The organism is Psychrosphaera sp. F3M07 (genome assembly GCF_018860345.1).
GTDB lineage: Bacteria > Pseudomonadota > Gammaproteobacteria > Enterobacterales > Alteromonadaceae > Psychrosphaera > Psychrosphaera aquimarina.
Window position 1 is genome coordinate 304086 of record NZ_JAHKPJ010000020.1, and the last position, 15854, is coordinate 319939.

13 protein-coding genes are annotated in these 15854 nt (G+C 38.9%); 10 read left to right on the top strand and 3 right to left on the bottom strand.

The genetic code is table 11. From position 1 onward, the window contains the following. Position 1 precedes the first annotated feature (1 nt). The 3 genes from traF to ilvY all read right to left on the bottom strand — a co-directional run bounded on the left by traF (position 2) and on the right by ilvY (position 3684). Complete coding sequence (gene traF / locus KO505_RS10160; RefSeq protein WP_216055336.1) at positions 2-1318, bottom strand: conjugal transfer protein TraF; 1317 nt, start codon at positions 1316-1318, stop codon at positions 2-4. A gap of 246 nt (positions 1319-1564) precedes the next feature. Next, on the bottom strand, positions 1565-2674 hold the full coding sequence (locus KO505_RS10165) for an HD domain-containing phosphohydrolase (RefSeq protein ID WP_216055337.1): 1110 nt from the start codon (positions 2672-2674) through the stop codon (positions 1565-1567). Between the two features lie 128 nt (positions 2675-2802). Further along, a complete protein-coding gene (gene ilvY / locus KO505_RS10170) occupies positions 2803-3684 on the bottom strand; it encodes an HTH-type transcriptional activator IlvY (protein ID WP_216055338.1) in 882 nt (293 codons plus the stop codon). 145 nt (positions 3685-3829) lie between these two features. Between ilvY and ilvC the strand changes: the two genes are divergently transcribed. From ilvC to KO505_RS10220, 10 genes are all read left to right on the top strand, one after another. Beyond that, positions 3830-5311: a ketol-acid reductoisomerase gene (ilvC, locus tag KO505_RS10175; RefSeq protein WP_216055339.1), complete on the top strand. Its 1482-nt coding sequence runs from the start codon at positions 3830-3832 to the stop codon at positions 5309-5311. Positions 5312-5654: 343 nt separating this feature from the next. After that, the gene (gene ilvG / locus KO505_RS10180) at positions 5655-7367 is read left to right on the top strand and encodes an acetolactate synthase 2 catalytic subunit (protein ID WP_216055340.1); all 1713 of its coding nucleotides are present in this window, start codon (positions 5655-5657) and stop codon (positions 7365-7367) included. Positions 7368-7376: 9 nt separating this feature from the next. Continuing rightward, the gene (locus KO505_RS10185) at positions 7377-7724 is read left to right on the top strand and encodes an ACT domain-containing protein (protein ID WP_216055341.1); all 348 of its coding nucleotides are present in this window, start codon (positions 7377-7379) and stop codon (positions 7722-7724) included. Positions 7725-7745: 21 nt separating this feature from the next. Beyond that, the gene (locus tag KO505_RS10190; RefSeq protein WP_216055342.1) at positions 7746-8678 is read left to right on the top strand and encodes a branched-chain amino acid transaminase; all 933 of its coding nucleotides are present in this window, start codon (positions 7746-7748) and stop codon (positions 8676-8678) included. 263 nt (positions 8679-8941) lie between these two features. Beyond that, the gene (gene ilvD, locus KO505_RS10195) at positions 8942-10795 is read left to right on the top strand and encodes a dihydroxy-acid dehydratase (RefSeq protein WP_216055343.1); all 1854 of its coding nucleotides are present in this window, start codon (positions 8942-8944) and stop codon (positions 10793-10795) included. Between the two features lie 99 nt (positions 10796-10894). Continuing rightward, complete coding sequence (gene ilvA / locus KO505_RS10200; RefSeq protein WP_216055344.1) at positions 10895-12445, top strand: threonine ammonia-lyase, biosynthetic; 1551 nt, start codon at positions 10895-10897, stop codon at positions 12443-12445. A 137-nt stretch (positions 12446-12582) separates the two neighbouring features. Continuing rightward, positions 12583-14043: a M20 family peptidase gene (locus KO505_RS10205; protein WP_216055345.1), complete on the top strand. Its 1461-nt coding sequence runs from the start codon at positions 12583-12585 to the stop codon at positions 14041-14043. 50 nt (positions 14044-14093) lie between these two features. Next, positions 14094-14315 (top strand): hypothetical protein, encoded by a 222-nt coding sequence (locus tag KO505_RS10210; protein WP_216055346.1) that lies wholly within the window; start codon positions 14094-14096, stop codon positions 14313-14315. Between the two features lie 98 nt (positions 14316-14413). Then, entirely contained in the window at positions 14414-14626 is a 213-nt protein-coding gene (locus tag KO505_RS10215; RefSeq protein WP_216055347.1) for a hypothetical protein, read from the top strand. Positions 14627-14843: 217 nt separating this feature from the next. Next, positions 14844-15854 carry an efflux RND transporter periplasmic adaptor subunit gene (locus KO505_RS10220; protein WP_216055348.1) on the top strand — a complete coding sequence of 337 codons (1011 nt, stop codon included), beginning with the start codon at positions 14844-14846 and terminating at the stop codon, positions 15852-15854.

Below are 15854 nucleotides of genomic sequence, written 5' to 3' on the forward strand. Positions count from 1 at the left end.
ATTAAAATGAGGTTTCAATACCAAGTGATAAATATAAACTACGTGGTGCATCAGTATCGCCCACACTTTCTAAGCCGTAAGAAACATCAAAATTAATTCCTTTTAAGAAAGTAGCTCCAACACTTGCGTAACTTAATTCTGAGCCAACCATATTCTTGCGGTAACCACCACGTAAACCTGAAATCAACCACCAATCAGGATGTATTTGAGCTGATACGCTACTCCATTGATACAAGTCACCTAAGGCATCATTGACTGAGTTAACATCATACGATGCCGACACATTCCAACTTTTATTTTCGCTAAACAACGACGCTTCTACTGTAGTTTGTTGCGATAACGTATGGGTTTCATCTTTATTAATTAAACCTTGGCTAGCAAAACTAGCAGCAGCAAAGCAGTTAATTTGCTCAACTTCATGAGCGGCATCACTCGGTATTGCAGAACAATTGGTACCCACAGATTTATAATCAAAGGTCGGTTCATTAACATTATCAACAGAAACACCCAGTTGATAATGTGTCGCGGTCCAGATGAAACCTAAGTCAAAACTTGCTGCGGTTGTTGTATTTTGGTTGTCTTCAACTTCACCTTGAATGGCGTCATCCACTTCATCACCACTAAGAGCGGAAAGTGCTAAAACACTTTTACCTAGTGTTATTTGATGAAAGTTAGCACGTGCTCCTGCTAAAAAAGTACCAGCATCACTTGAATAAAATTCATTACTGTAACCAATTGACGCTTTTACATCTAAAAAGTTTTTCACATAAATGGAAGTCGCGGTATTTAATTGAAACTCTGCAGTTAATGGGTTTAAGATTAACGATGCGTTATCACTTAGTACTTGACCCGACCCCATAGTGGAAACATCAGCAGAGAAAGTAAAAGCGCCGTAATTATCCGTTTTATATATGAATGGTAATAGCGGTATATTACCGCCTGCCATTATTTTTAAAGACGCATTTTCGCCTAATTCAGCAAGTAATTCATTAAAATCATCTTGTAAATCAAGCGCATCGCTTAAGTTATCTTCAATTGAATCTAATTTATCATCCAACTCTTCAATTTTGTCTTGAATCTCATCAACTGCGCCTAATTCATAGCCCCCCGATAAGCTAGTTAAAATCCCGAAACGCGTTTTATCGCCTTTCCCAACCATCATAAATGCGGCTGCAGGATTGTTATTGGATGAGGATAATGACCAAACATTAGTAGCGGAACCTAATGTAGTTGAGGATCCAAGCGGCTGAGATACTGAATCCGCAGCATTGGCACTTGAGGAAATGATAGCCGCTAAAATGGCAAGGCGTAGTTTCATTTAAAGCTCCTTTTTAACTAAATGATAGCTAGTTTAATAATTTTAAGACAGATCATATAAGTCTAAATATTTAGTTGATTGTTAGGTACAAACAATTAACAGAAAAGTGTGACTAAAATATTATATTACATAATATAATACTTATTATTATATTGAGCTATGTTTTATAAGCCTATTTTTTATTCTACTTACGAATACAGGCTTTGATTTCCTTTGTTGGAAACGCATTAATATCAATAATATAGATTAGTTTTTAGAAATCAGTTTCATCATTGCTGTATTGAAGTGGCCCATCCAAATTGGACAGAACAAACCGTCAGCTTCAGCATTAAGTTGTAACACGGCACGTCTAATAGGGCGCTTAACATGTGTGCTTTGTGCGCGCTCATGCGTTAATGCTTCAAAACTATCCACGATCGCCAACAACTTCGCGCCATCACAAATCTCTTCATCTTTAAGCCCTAATGGATAACCCGAGCCATTACAACGTTCATGATGTTGCATCACTATTTTAAGTGCGTATTGCCATTGTGATAAATTCTTAAGCAGTTGAGTGCTGCCATAGACATGATCGTTAATCACCATTTTTTCTTGTGGGGTGAGCCCATCTGGTTTGTGTAATAGCTCATGATTTACGAAGGCCATACCAAAATCATGTACGTAACAAGCTGCGATAAGTTGCTCCTCAGGAATTGGGTTACCTGCAACTTCATTAATGTATTGGCACATTTTTGCTATACGTACGCCTTTTCCCGCCCAATATCGTGAACGGCGTTCAATAGGTTGCATTACTTCTCTAAAAAAAGTTAAGTCATCTTTTAATTCAACATCAAAACGTTTGGCGACTTCAGGTAATTCTTGAGGTTCTTCGTCCTCGTCATCTACCTCTAAAGTTGGGTCTAATAACAGTACGGCTTTAGTTAATAACTTCTCATGTTGTTGTGGGTTGTCTGGATTTACTTTTGCAACCTGAGCTCCAAGGTTTATATAAAGTACTTCGTCATATTCAACTTTACCTTGGTTAATCACTGTCTCAACGAAAACCTTAACCCTATCCATGGTTAATAACACTAAATCACTCATTATACTGGTGTAAGTAACTTTCCCTTTTCTTAGAAAATCTAAAAGGTCTTCGACGTGGGACACAAGCGGGATAATCGGGCTAAACATCACCAAACCTAAATCACCCTTGATTGTGTGAATGGCGCGGAATAATGAACGCTGTAATTCTATATCATTAGGTTTTAATTCTAACTCAATTAAGGTGGTTTCACTTTCTTCATAGAGTTGATTAATCTCATCCATCAGATCATTTAACATATCCATTTCTAAATCGGGAAGTGTGAAGATCGCCATTATTGTCATGCTCTGTATCGTAATTGTATTTCACTAATACTAGAGCATGTAATTGATCTCTGCTTAAATTTATCAACAAATATTGCGTAAAATCATGAAGTTGCTTTTTAATATGTTTTTTATGTCAATTACGACTGATTTGCCGATAAAATAAAAGCAGAAACGATTGGATCTGTTTTTTTACTGCTTTGACAACAAATACCTAAATTAAAAGGTTCAGGGTTTATGTTTGGCCTGAGTTCGAAAATTTTACTTTTCACTGGGCTAGCATCAATCACTAATTGTGGCGCTATAGTGATACCACACCCCAAGGCCGCCATACTGACTAATGCTTCATGACCAGAAACGCTGGCGTAAATGTTAGGTTTAATGGACATGGCTTTTAACCACTTTTCAAACTTATAACGTATCGGGCCCGACTCTGGCATTACTATTGGTAATTCATTCCAGTTAACTTCTGGATTCTGGCATAACAAAGCAAGCTCACTATTATCATTTGGCCCTATTATTTTTAATGGCACTTCAGCAATAGATTGGAAAAAATACTTACTTGAATGACCATCTTTTAAAACGGCAATAGCGATATCTGCTTCACCACTATCAATTTCAGCAAGCGCTTTAGCGGCATCACCTGTGGTTATTTTAAGGTCAACAAATGGATGTGAGATTGAAAATGTTTCAATTAAAGAAGGTAGAAACTCATAAGCCGCCGTAACGGTACAAAAAATACGTAAGCTGCCCGTTAATTGTTCACTTTTTTGTTTTAAGCTTTGTTGCAAGTTATGCCATTCAGTAATAGTAGAAGCCGCAAATTCTCGAGTCTTCACTCCTGCCTGTGTAAGCTCCACCTTTCTATTATCTCTAATAAACAAAGGTTCACCGATCTCAACTTCTAATCGTTGTACTAAACGACTGAGTGTCGATGGGCTTAAATACATAGCTTCAGCAGTGGTTGCAAAGTGTTTACTTTGACATAAGTGTAAAAAGGCTTTGAGTTCTTTTAAATCCATGGCTAACGGAAATCCCTAACGTTTCATATTTCATTAATCGCAATGCTAGATTGAGTATATATCAATTTACGCAATTATTGATAACACATATAGTCCAGTCAACAGAAAAAACTATTGCGAATAGCGCAAATATTAAGGAATACCCATGGCTAATTATTTCAATACATTACCTTTACGTGAGCAACTAGCTCAATTAGGCGTTTGTCGTTTTATGGAGCGCAATGAATTTGACGCAGGATGTGATGCCCTCAAAGGTAAAAAAATTGTCATTGTTGGTTGTGGCGCACAAGGTTTAAACCAAGGTTTAAACATGCGTGATTCGGGTTTAGACGTTTCTTACGCATTACGCCAAGCTGCAATTGATGAAAAACGTGATTCATTTGTGCGTGCATCAGAAAATGGTTTTTTTGTTGGTACGTATGAACAATTAATCCCTTCTGCAGATTTAGTTTATAACTTAACGCCAGACAAACAACATTCAGCCGTTGTTGATGCCGTCATGCCATTAATGAAAAAAGGGTCAACACTAGGTTACTCACACGGTTTTAATATCGTTGAAGAAGGCAAAGAAATCCGTGAAGACATCACCGTTGTGATGTGTGCACCAAAATGCCCAGGTACAGAAGTACGCGAAGAGTACAAACGTGGCTTTGGTGTGCCAACACTAATTGCAGTTCATGCGGCTAATGATCCTGAAGATAAAGGTTGGGATATCGCTAAAGCATTAGCGTCTGCAACTGGTGGTGATAGAGCCGGTGTACTTGAGTCTTCTTTTGTTGCTGAAGTTAAATCTGACCTTATGGGTGAGCAAACCATTTTATGTGGTATGCAACAAGCAGCAGCTGTCGTTGCTTATGAAAAAATGGTTGCAGAAGGTATTGACGAAGGTTATGCCGCTAACTTAATTCAATACGGTCTAGAAGTTATCACTGAAGCGATGAAAGTAGGTGGTGTTAGCCACATGTTAGATCGTTTATCAAACCAAGCTAAAGTAAAAGCGTTTGGTCTTTCAGAAGAACTTAAAGAGTTAATGCGTCCTTTATTTGAAAAACATCAAGATGACATAATCAGTGGCGAGTTCTCTAGAACCATGATGGCGGATTGGGACAACAACGACGCGAACTTATTAAAATGGCGTGAAGAAACGGGACAGACTGCATTTGAGCAATCACCTCAGGTTCCTAACACCATCACAGAACAAGAGTTCTTCGACAAAGGTATTTTCTTAGTTGCATGTATCAGAGCCGGTGTTGAACTAGCGTTTGAAGTAATGGTTGAAGCGGGAATATTACCAGAATCTGCTTACTACGAGTCGTTACATGAAACGCCGTTAATCTCTAATACAATTGCACGTAAACGTTTATACGAAATGAACGTGGTTATTTCAGATACCGCTGAGTACGGTAACTACTTATTTGCTAATGCTGCTATTCCGTTATTACGTGAAAAAGTAATGCCAAGCATAGGTACTGATTTAATTGGTAAAGGCATCACTGTTATCGATAATGCAGTTGATAATAAACTGTTAGTACAAATAAATGACGCTTTAAGAAACCATCCAGTAGAATGGACGGGTCAAGAATTGCGTGGTTACATGACTGACATGAAGAAAATTCAAACAGTTTAATAACTGAATAAATTTGGTTATAACCAAATGGACTAAGTGTTATTTAGCTTATTGATTGACTTGAAAAGGCACAGCAAGTATTAATAAATAACACTTTCTTCATTGTTCAGTATTGATGAACGACGAAGTAACAAACTACTAAATATTGGTATTATGAATTTAAACAAAGCTCTTCTAATTATTAACGTCGTCGTGATTATTTCACGTCGGGGTTTTTGTTGAGCTAAATTCATAATGTTCAAAACCCCGGATACCAAGTTCGGGGTTTTTTGTTACTACGCCTGAACTTATAACCGGGTTAGACAATACCTTTTAGGTATCTAAACTAACGGTTGGAACAAAGATGAAAATAGGCGCAGATTTAATTATAGATACCCTTTATAAACAAGGGGTTACTGAGGTGTTTGGCTATCCAGGTGGAACCATAATGCCAGTCTATGATGCCCTATTCCGCAGCTACGAACGTAATGTCCCTATCAAACACTATTTATGTCGCCACGAACAAGGTGCCGGATTTGCTGCCGTTGGTTTTGCTCGCTCAACTGGAAAGACTGGGGTATGTATTGCTACATCAGGTCCAGGGGCAACAAATTTAATCACAGCCCTAGCAGATGCTAAATTAGACTCAGTGCCAGTAGTTGCTATTACAGGTCAAGTTCCTCGTCCATTAATGGGCACAAATGCATTTCAAGAAGTAGACGTTTTTGGGTTGTCGTTAGCAAGTTGTAAACACAGCTTCCAAGTCATGGATCAGTCAGAATTAGAAGACACCATTAATCAAGCATTTCGTATTGCAAACGAAGGCCGTCCAGGTCCAGTATTAATCGATATCCCTAAAGATGTGCAAATGAATAATGTGATCAAACAGATCGCCGTTAATTTGCCAGAACCGCAAGCTGCAGCAACCGCACAAGATCAATTTGAAACCGCTAAGTCGTTAATCTTGAATGCAAAAAAACCAATGTTTTATATAGGCGGTGGGGTTGATATGGCTGCCGTATCAAAACATTTAAATGCATTGTTATCACATACTCAGTTACCTGCAGTGACAACATTAAAAGGCATTGGTGCTATCTCATCGACCTATCCACATTTTATGGGAATGTTGGGCATGCACGGTAATGGCGCTGCAAATTTAGCGGTGCAGGAATGTGATTTACTGATTGCCTTAGGCGCGCGTTTTGATGATCGGGTAACCGGTAAGCTATCTAGCTTTGCTGCCAAAGCAAAAGTTCTACATATCGATGTTGATAATTCAGAGTTAAATAAATTACGCCAGGTTGAATTAGCAATAACTTGTGGTTTAGAGACTGCATTACCAGCTATTGAACATCAGTTTTCATTATTAGATGCCAAAGACAAACAACAATGGCAAGGGTGGCGTGATGAATGTGCTCAATTAAAGCAGCAACATCAATGGGATTATAACTGCCCAGCTCAAGGAATATATGCCCCAGCCTTGTTAAATGAATTATCGAATATCATGCCAAGTTCTACGGTAATCACCTGCGATGTTGGACAACACCAAATGTGGGTTGCACAACATATGAAGTTTGATGATTGTAAAAATCATTTAAGTTCAGGTGGGGCTGGCACCATGGGATTTGGGTTACCGGTTGCTATCGGAGCAAAAGTCGCACGCCCCAATGATCAAGTGATTGCGGTTTGTGGAGATGGCTCAATCATGATGAATATTCAAGAGTTGGGCACGATTAAACGTTTTAATTTAGGTGTAAAAATCCTATTAGTGGATAACGCTAAATTAGGCATGGTTAAACAGTGGCAAGAGTTATTCTTTGATCATCGTTTAAGCGAAACGGATTTATCAGACAACCCTGATTTTGTTCAATTAGCGTCTGCCTTTAATATTCCAGGTAAAACAATCTCTAAACCAAGTGAAGTATCACAGGCGTTAAAAGACTTTATTGAATTTGACGGAGCTTATATTTTACACGTTAAAATTGATGCACAAGATAATGTATGGCCGCTAGTACCACCAGGTGCGGCAAATCAAGATATGATTGACAATCAACCAACTTCAGACATCGTGGGCTAGGAGCTAATTATGACCAACAACAATCACAATGAAACACCAATAGCCCATCTATCTCTGATATGTACGGCAAATCCAATATTATTAGAACGTTTATTACAGACCGTTCGATATCGAGGGTTTCAAGTGTTAAATATGAGTTCTAATAACTTAGAAAGTGGCGACGCTGAAGTTAACTTTTTAGTAAAAGGTCAAGCAAAGCTGACAACCTTAAAGAAAAGTTTAGAAACCATAATTGACGTGCAGCAGTGCTATTTGACCGACGATAAGGCAAAATTGGCGACTTTATTAGAAATGGGGTTTTCCAGTATGATTAACCCCTTCATAGGTAACACAGCCCAACAACAAGCAGTTGGTTAGGCTCGTAGAGGAAAATATAGAATGGCACTTCCATCATCAGCAGAGAAAATTTGGTTTAACGGTAAATTAATTCCTTTTGCAGACGCAAAAGTTCATGTGCTTAGCCATGCAATCCATTACGGATCTTCAGTATTTGAAGGCGTGCGTGCTTATGACACACCAGATAAAGGAACGTGTATTTTTCGTTTAGACGATCACACTCGTCGTTTATTTGATTCTGCTAAAATTTACCGTATGACAATCCCGTATACACATGAGCAACTAAACCAAGCTCAAAAAGACGTGGTTGTAGAGAACGGTTTTAAATCAGCATACTTACGTCCTGCTGCATTTTATGGCGAGATTGGTTTAGGTCTTGCGGTTCCATTTAACACTGAAACCGATGTTATGGTTGCAGCGATGGAGTGGGGTGCATACTTGGGCGAAGAAGCGCTAGAAAAAGGCGTTGACGCTGGAGTTTCTAGCTGGAATCGTTTAGCGGCTAATACAATGCCAACGGGCGCTAAAGCAGGTGGTAACTACTTATCATCACAACTAATTTCGATGGAAGCACGTCGCCACGGTTACGGTGAAGGTATCGCATTAGATATTCATGGTTATGTATCAGAAGGCGCAGGCGAAAATTTATTCGTTATTCGCGACGGAGTGGTAACAACAACACCTATCACAGCCGCTATATTACCTGGCTTAACGCGTGACACCATTATCAAGTTATTAAAAGATATGGGTTACACAGTACAAGAACAAAACATTCCACGTGAATCATTATACCTAGCAGATGAAGTATTAATGTGTGGAACCGCTGCGGAAGTAACACCAGTTCGTAGCGTAGACGGAATACCAGTAGGTTCAGGAACACGTGGACCTATTACTAAACAAGTTCAAGATGCATTCTTTGGCTTGTTTAACGGAACAACAGAAGATAAGTACGGCTGGTTAACACCAGTAAAATAACTTAATTGCTCATCTCTTTGCTGTAGAACACCATAACTGCATCGAAAATACTCATTTGCTAAAGCAAACTCCGTGTTTTCTTTTTGTTCTGGAATTATACAGCGGCAGATCTAAGTAATTAAACGTCTTCATAAAATAGAAAGATAAAAGCTTCTGTTGTTCTTTGTGAATTATTAAAAATACAAAGAGATCAGAGGCTTTTTTTATGCCTCTAGAAAATAGATTAATAACGATTTTAAAAGATTAAGAAAGGAAAGTTTAGGATGCCAAAGTTACGTTCAGCAACGTCTACACAAGGTCGAAATATGGCAGGAGCACGTGCTTTATGGCGTGCAACAGGAATGACAGACGGAGATTTTGGTAAACCTATCATTGCCGTTGTTAACTCATTTACTCAATTTGTTCCAGGTCACGTACATTTAAAAGACATGGGACAGTTAGTTGCTGGCGCCATTGAAGAAGCAGGTGGTGTCGCTAAAGAGTTTAATACTATCGCGGTCGATGATGGCATAGCTATGGGTCACAGCGGTATGCTTTATAGCTTACCTTCTCGTGACTTAATTGCGGATTCAGTTGAATACATGGTTAATGCGCATTGTGCTGATGCCATGGTATGTATTTCTAACTGTGACAAGATTACTCCGGGTATGTTGATGGCCGCAATGCGGTTAAACATACCGGTCATTTTTGTTTCTGGTGGCCCAATGGAAGCGGGTAAAACCAAACTTTCTGATCAAATTATCAAACTTGATTTAGTCGATGCCATGATCCAAGGCGCGGATCCTAAAGTATCTAACGAACAATCTGACCAAGTAGAACGTTCTGCCTGCCCGACCTGTGGTTCATGTTCAGGTATGTTCACGGCAAACTCAATGAACTGTTTAGCCGAGGCGTTAGGTTTAGCTTTACCGGGTAACGGTTCTATGTTGGCAACCCATGCTGACCGTGAACAACTATTCTTAAAAGCCGGCAAACAAATTGTTGAGTTAACTAAACGTTATTACCAGGACAATGATGAATCTGCACTGCCGCGCAATATTGCGAATAAAGATTCGTTTTCAAATGCTATGTGTTTAGATATTGCTATGGGTGGCTCAACCAATACCATCCTGCATTTGTTGGCAACTGCCCAAGAAGCTGAAATAGATTACACCATGGAAGACATGGATAAATTATCTCGCATCGTGCCACAGTTATGCAAAGTTGCGCCATCAACACCTAATTATCATATGGAAGATGTACATCGTGCCGGTGGTGTTATTGCTATCTTAGGCGAACTTTCGCGTGCTGGGTTATTAAAAACAAATGTACCAAACGTGTTAGGTACGACACTAGCTGACGTGATTGCCAAATACGATATCAAGGTCACTGATGATGAAGAAGTGAAAAAATTCTACCGTGCTGGCCCTGCAGGCATTCGCACCACCAAAGCGTTTAGCCAAGATTGTCGTTGGGACACTTTAGACGACGACCGTGAGAATGGCTGTATTCGTAGCCTTGAAAATGCATTCTCTACTGAAGGTGGTTTAGCAGTACTTTCAGGTAATATTGCCGTTGACGGCTGTGTCGTAAAAACCGCTGGGGTATCAGACGACAACTTAGTATTTACCGGACCTGCTCATATTTTTGAAAGCCAAGATGCTGCGGTTGCTGGCATATTAGATGGAAAAGTAGTTGCAGGTGAAGTGGTGGTTATTCGTTATGAAGGTCCTAAAGGCGGTCCAGGTATGCAAGAAATGTTGTACCCAACTACTTACTTAAAATCCATGGGTTTAGGCAAAGCATGTGCCTTATTAACTGACGGTCGATTCTCTGGTGGTACATCTGGTTTATCTATCGGACATGTATCTCCAGAAGCTGCAAGCGGAGGTACTATTGCACTGGTTGAACAAGGGGATATCATCCATATCGACATCCCTACTCGTGAAATTACTTTGCAAGTTAGTGATGAAGCGTTAGCGGAACGTCGTGCAAAAATGGAAGCAAAAGGAAAAGATGCATGGAAACCTGCGGATCGTGTACGTCCAATTAGTTATGCACTTAAAAACTACGCTATGTTAGCAACCAGCGCAGATAAAGGCGCAGTACGTAACAGAGAGTTATTAGATAACTTCTAATACATTAATTAGTGGTAAATAACCCATATCATCAAGGGTTATTTACCCTAAAAATTGTGAAATCCACATCAATATAAATATAAGCAAAAGAGAATTACTATGTCACCAACCGACCAACTGAATAAACTGAAAATAGCGCAAGGATTTGTTCACGATATTTTGTTGGCTCCTATTTATGACATTGCCGTTCAAACCAGTGTTGATAGATTAAAAAGTTTGTCCACTAGATTACAAAACGACGTTTTTGTAAAACGTGAAGACGAACAGCCAGTCCATTCATTTAAACTGCGTGGTGCTTATAACAAGCTCGCAAATCTAACAAAATCACAATTAAATTGTGGCGTCGTAGCCGCTTCAGCAGGTAATCATGCCCAAGGTTTAGCCCTTTCTGCAAAGACATTGGGCGTAAACGCGACGATAGTGATGCCAGAAACCACACCCGACATAAAAGTCAATGCGGTACGTGGTCATGGCGCAAATGTAGTTTTGGTGGGTAAAAGTTTTGATGAAGCAAATACCTTTGCTCTTAATTTAGCCGCTGAAAAATCCATGAGTTATATCCACCCGTTTGATGATCATCATGTCATTGCAGGGCAAGGCACAGTAGCCAAAGAGTTATTACAACAAGTTCGCGATTTAGATGTTGTTTTCATTCCGGTTGGTGGTGGTGGTTTGCTTGCAGGTATGGCGGTTTACATCAAACAACTTAAACCTGAAATCAAAGTAATCGGTGTTGAACCAGAAGGTGCCGCTTGTTTAAAAGCCGCATTAGAAGCTGGAGAGCCTGTTGATTTAGGTCAGGTTGATATATTTGCCGACGGCGTTGCCGTTAAACGCATAGGAGAAAAAACCTTTGAGTTGGCAAAACAGTATTGTGATGACGTTGTCACTGTCAATTCTGATGAAATTTGTGCGGCTATAAAAGACTTATTTGATGATGTGCGTGCGGTTGCGGAACCCGCAGGTGCATTAAGCCTTGCAGGGCTAAAAAAATACGTAAATGAAAATGGTATTACTGGCCAACGTCTGTCTTGTGTCCTGTCTGGCGCTAATCTTAACTTTGATAAATTAAGATATGTAGCAGAAAGAACTGAGCTCGGTGAGAAAAAAGAGGCCGTTATCGCGGTGACTATTCCAGAACGACAGGGTGCCTTTATTGAGTTTTGTGATGTTATCGGCGGTAAAGCTATCACTGAATTTAACTACCGTTTTCAAGATAAAAGCAAAGCTCAAATATTTGTTGGTGTTAAATTAACCAACGGTCAAAAAGAGCTTGAACAATTAATAACTCAACTAACTCAAGCCGATTATCAAGTGGTGAATTTAACTGATAATGAGTTAGCTAAATTGCATGTCCGTCATATGGTGGGTGGTAAACCAATTGAAGCCGTAAACGAACGAATATTTAGTTTTGAATTTCCAGAATACCCGGGCGCACTGTCTAAATTTTTAAATACGTTAGGCAAAAATTGGAATATTACGTTATTCCATTATCGTAATCATGGTGCGGCCTTTGGTCAGGTATTGGCAGCGTTTGAAACAACCAACGATGAAGATGAAAACTTACGTCAACATCTAGACGAACTAGGGTTTACTTGGAAAGACGAAACAGAAAATCCAAGTTTTAAATTATTCTTAAAAAGCAGTTAACTCACCGTCATTGGATCTTAATATCGGCTATTTCTTGATAAATGGTCGATTTACTTTTCCCTCGCCATCCCTTTAAATTTACCGTAATCTATTCAACGCCTTAGTCACATAAATTGTCTTTTTGAGAATAGATATCCATGTTAAAAAAAATAACAAACATTTTGCTGTCGTGCATATTGATCTTAATTGCCATCATTTTAGTAAGAACCATAACTTATGATGCACCTGAACCAATCATCAGTATAAATAAAGAAAACCCTGAACTTGATATTGATCCCATGTCTTTGGCTAACAATCTATCAGCAGCCATACAGTTCAAAACTATTTCAAAAGAAGATCAGGCTCAAATTGATAAAAAAGCATTTAATCGTTTTGTAGATTGGGTGAGAAGTACTTACCCACTGGTTCATAAAAAGCTGCAATTAATAAAAATCAATCAACATACCTTAGTGTTTTATTGGCGTGGTTTACAACCTGAAAAACCCGCTATTTTAATGTCTGCTCATTATGATGTGGTTCCGGTAAACCCTGGTACAGAACAAGACTGGCAACATGCTCCATTTGATGGCGTGATTGACCAAGAATATATATGGGGTCGTGGAGCAATGGATGATAAAGGCTCAGCTATTGCCATGCTTGAAGCAATAAATGCATTAGCAAATAAAGACTTTAAACCGCAAGGTGATATCTATGTAGCATTAACTCACGACGAAGAGATCGGAAGTCAATTTGGCGCACAGGCTGTTGCTAATTGGCTTGCCAAAAAGAAAGTGGATATCGCATGGTCTCTTGATGAAGGTTCCGCCGTTATTGATGGCATAGTGCCGGGCATAACAAAACAAATAGCCATGATAAACGTGGCTGAAAAAGGCTATTTGAATTTAGAGTTAGTCGCGAACGCTGAAGGAGGCCATAGCTCAATGCCGCCAAAAGATACAGCAGTAAGCATTCTGGCCGATGGTATTGTTAAGTTACGAGATAACCCGGTCGCAGGTGGTTTAACGGGTGTTAGTGAGATCATGTACGACAAGTTAGGCCGACATATGTCGTTGGGTTACCGAATTTTGTTTGCCAACACTTGGTTATTTAAGCCTATTATTGAGAAAGTCATGGGTGACATTCCAAGTGGTAACGCTATGTTAAGAACCACCACAGCCCCAACGATGTTAACCGGTAGTATTAAATCCAATGTCCTACCTATCAGTGCCACCGCAATAGTTAATTTCAGATTGCACCCAAGAGACACCATTGACGATGTTATAAATCATGTAAAAAGGGTAATTAATGATGAACGAATTGAAGTCAATACAGTCACAGCACAGTCGGCTTCAACAATTGCCACTATGGACAGTTCTGGTTTTAATATTATTGCCGAGCAGGCATCAGCCGCTTATGGTGACGTAATCGTTACTCCAGGCATCACCATAGCAGCAACAGATAGTCGTTTTTATTCTGAGATCACGCAAAGTTATCGCTTTAGTCCTATGATTTTAAACAAACAAGACTTAGCTCGTATGCACGGCACTAATGAACGTATTAGTATCGACAATATGGTTAAAGCGGTACGTTTTTATGCTGGCATTATGCGACAACAGTAAATCAAAATGTGTGTTTTACAATTTTAGCTTATATGGAGTTTATAAAGTTTATGTTTAACAACAGTTTACAGATAGCTATGGCGCTTATCGTGACATTTGTATTAGCGGCTTGCACTAGCAAAGAGTTATACAGTGAAGTGCAAAATAATAGAAAAGCGCACTGCCGTACTTTACCCCCACAAGATATTGAGGACTGCTTAAATAATCTTAACGATAAAACTTATGATGAATACGAAAAACAGAGACAAGAATTAATTAAAAACCGCAAATAAATTTGCGAAACTTTCACTTAATTGTGGTAACTGAAAATATATGTCTCGGTCAAATTACGTGACATAAAATTGATTTTTTAAAGGAATTAAGAAACTTTATGTTTAAGACCAATTCATACCTAATTTTAACGCTAACCGTTACTTTCTTATTAGCTGCATGCAATAGCGTATCAGACAGTGAAAGAGAGGCGATTTGTCGTACTGTGCAACCTGAAGAAATTTTGTCTTGTTTAAATAATCCCAAAAGAGAAATTTATAAGGATATTGAGAGAGAGCGAAAAGAACGACAAGACACTATTTTAAATAGCTAAGTACCTTACATAACCCAAAAATGGGGGTTACAGCTCCCCCTAATAATTGTAAAAACAAGTTAGCAATAACGTCCATCAGACAAAAATAAGATAAAGGATTTTATCACCTTGCTATATTAGCAAAAACTAATATATAATAACTACATTATTTCATTCACGTTAGTCTATTATTTGGCCATAGCGCTTAAATAATCACAGAACAAACAGAGTATTTATTATGAAAATTAGTCACTTAATCACATTAACTAGCACTTTATTGTGTTTTATATTTTCCGTACAAGCGAGTGAGAGTGTTGCGGTTAAGCGCATTCAACTTGATACTAAGGTTGTACTGAACGGACATGTTGAAGCTATTAGTGAATCGACAGTTTCTGCCCAAGTAAATGCCAAAGTAAAAAAAATACATGTCGACGTGGATGACCAAGTTGCCATCGGCAAAGTACTCATTGAACTTGATGATTCCGAGTTAAAAGCTCAGTTAGCTAAAGCTAATGCATCACTAAAAGTAGCACAAGCCAATGCGAACCAAGCCAACTCTGAATACAATCGATTAAAAGAATTAACGTCCAATAGCTTTGTTAGTGAAAACGACATGACTAAAGCCAGCAGTGCGCTGGAAGTGGCTAAGGCCAATATTAGTTTAGCCAAGGCGCAAATAGCAGAAGTTAAACAACAGCTTACTTATACTAAGGTGATTGCACCATACTCTGGTGTTGTAACAGCTCGTCATATTGAAGTGGGGGAAACCGCTAATTTTGGTCAAGCCATGTTGACGGGTTTTGCCGTAAATCAAAATAGATTGATCGTTCACGTACCTAATTCTCTGGTTTCTGATATCGATGCAAACAAATCATTATTAGCCCAAACTAGCCAAGGAAATTGGACAGAATTAACCAACTTAACCATAGCGCCAAACTTAGATAAAGATACTCACACGTTATTAGTTCGCGCCAATATCAACAAAGATAGCTTTAATCAACGCCCAGGTAGTTTTATCAAAGTTGCTGTAAAAACCGACCCTCGTTCAGCCTTAGTTGTACCAATCAGTTCTGTGTTTAACCAAGGTGACCTTTCTGCTGTGTTTGTAAAACTAGGTGAGCACCATGTATTACGTCAGGTCGTTTTAGGTGACAGTGATGACCAAAATATTGAAGTATTGTCAGGATTAACTGAAAAAGATTCCGTCGTTCGTTTTGGTGCTAAATTCCTAGCATCTCAAACTAAGTAG

Excerpts from the sequence above, each read along its gene's own strand:
- KO505_RS10185 (WP_216055341.1), top strand. The coding sequence starts at position 7,377 with ATGACCAACAACAATCACAATGAAACACCAATAGCCCATCTATCTCTG.
- ilvA (WP_216055344.1), top strand. The coding sequence starts at position 10,895 with ATGTCACCAACCGACCAACTGAATAAACTGAAAATAGCGCAAGGATTT.
- KO505_RS10215 (WP_216055347.1), top strand. The coding sequence starts at position 14,414 with ATGTTTAAGACCAATTCATACCTAATTTTAACGCTAACCGTTACTTTC.
- ilvG (WP_216055340.1), top strand. The coding sequence starts at position 5,655 with ATGAAAATAGGCGCAGATTTAATTATAGATACCCTTTATAAACAAGGG.
- KO505_RS10190 (WP_216055342.1), top strand. The coding sequence starts at position 7,746 with ATGGCACTTCCATCATCAGCAGAGAAAATTTGGTTTAACGGTAAATTA.
- traF (WP_216055336.1), bottom strand. The coding sequence starts at position 1,318 with ATGAAACTACGCCTTGCCATTTTAGCGGCTATCATTTCCTCAAGTGCC.
- KO505_RS10210 (WP_216055346.1), top strand. The coding sequence starts at position 14,094 with ATGTTTAACAACAGTTTACAGATAGCTATGGCGCTTATCGTGACATTT.
- ilvC (WP_216055339.1), top strand. The coding sequence starts at position 3,830 with ATGGCTAATTATTTCAATACATTACCTTTACGTGAGCAACTAGCTCAA.
- ilvD (WP_216055343.1), top strand. The coding sequence starts at position 8,942 with ATGCCAAAGTTACGTTCAGCAACGTCTACACAAGGTCGAAATATGGCA.
- ilvY (WP_216055338.1), bottom strand. The coding sequence starts at position 3,684 with ATGGATTTAAAAGAACTCAAAGCCTTTTTACACTTATGTCAAAGTAAA.
- KO505_RS10220 (WP_216055348.1), top strand. The coding sequence starts at position 14,844 with ATGAAAATTAGTCACTTAATCACATTAACTAGCACTTTATTGTGTTTT.
- KO505_RS10205 (WP_216055345.1), top strand. The coding sequence starts at position 12,583 with ATGTTAAAAAAAATAACAAACATTTTGCTGTCGTGCATATTGATCTTA.
- KO505_RS10165 (WP_216055337.1), bottom strand. The coding sequence starts at position 2,674 with ATGGCGATCTTCACACTTCCCGATTTAGAAATGGATATGTTAAATGAT.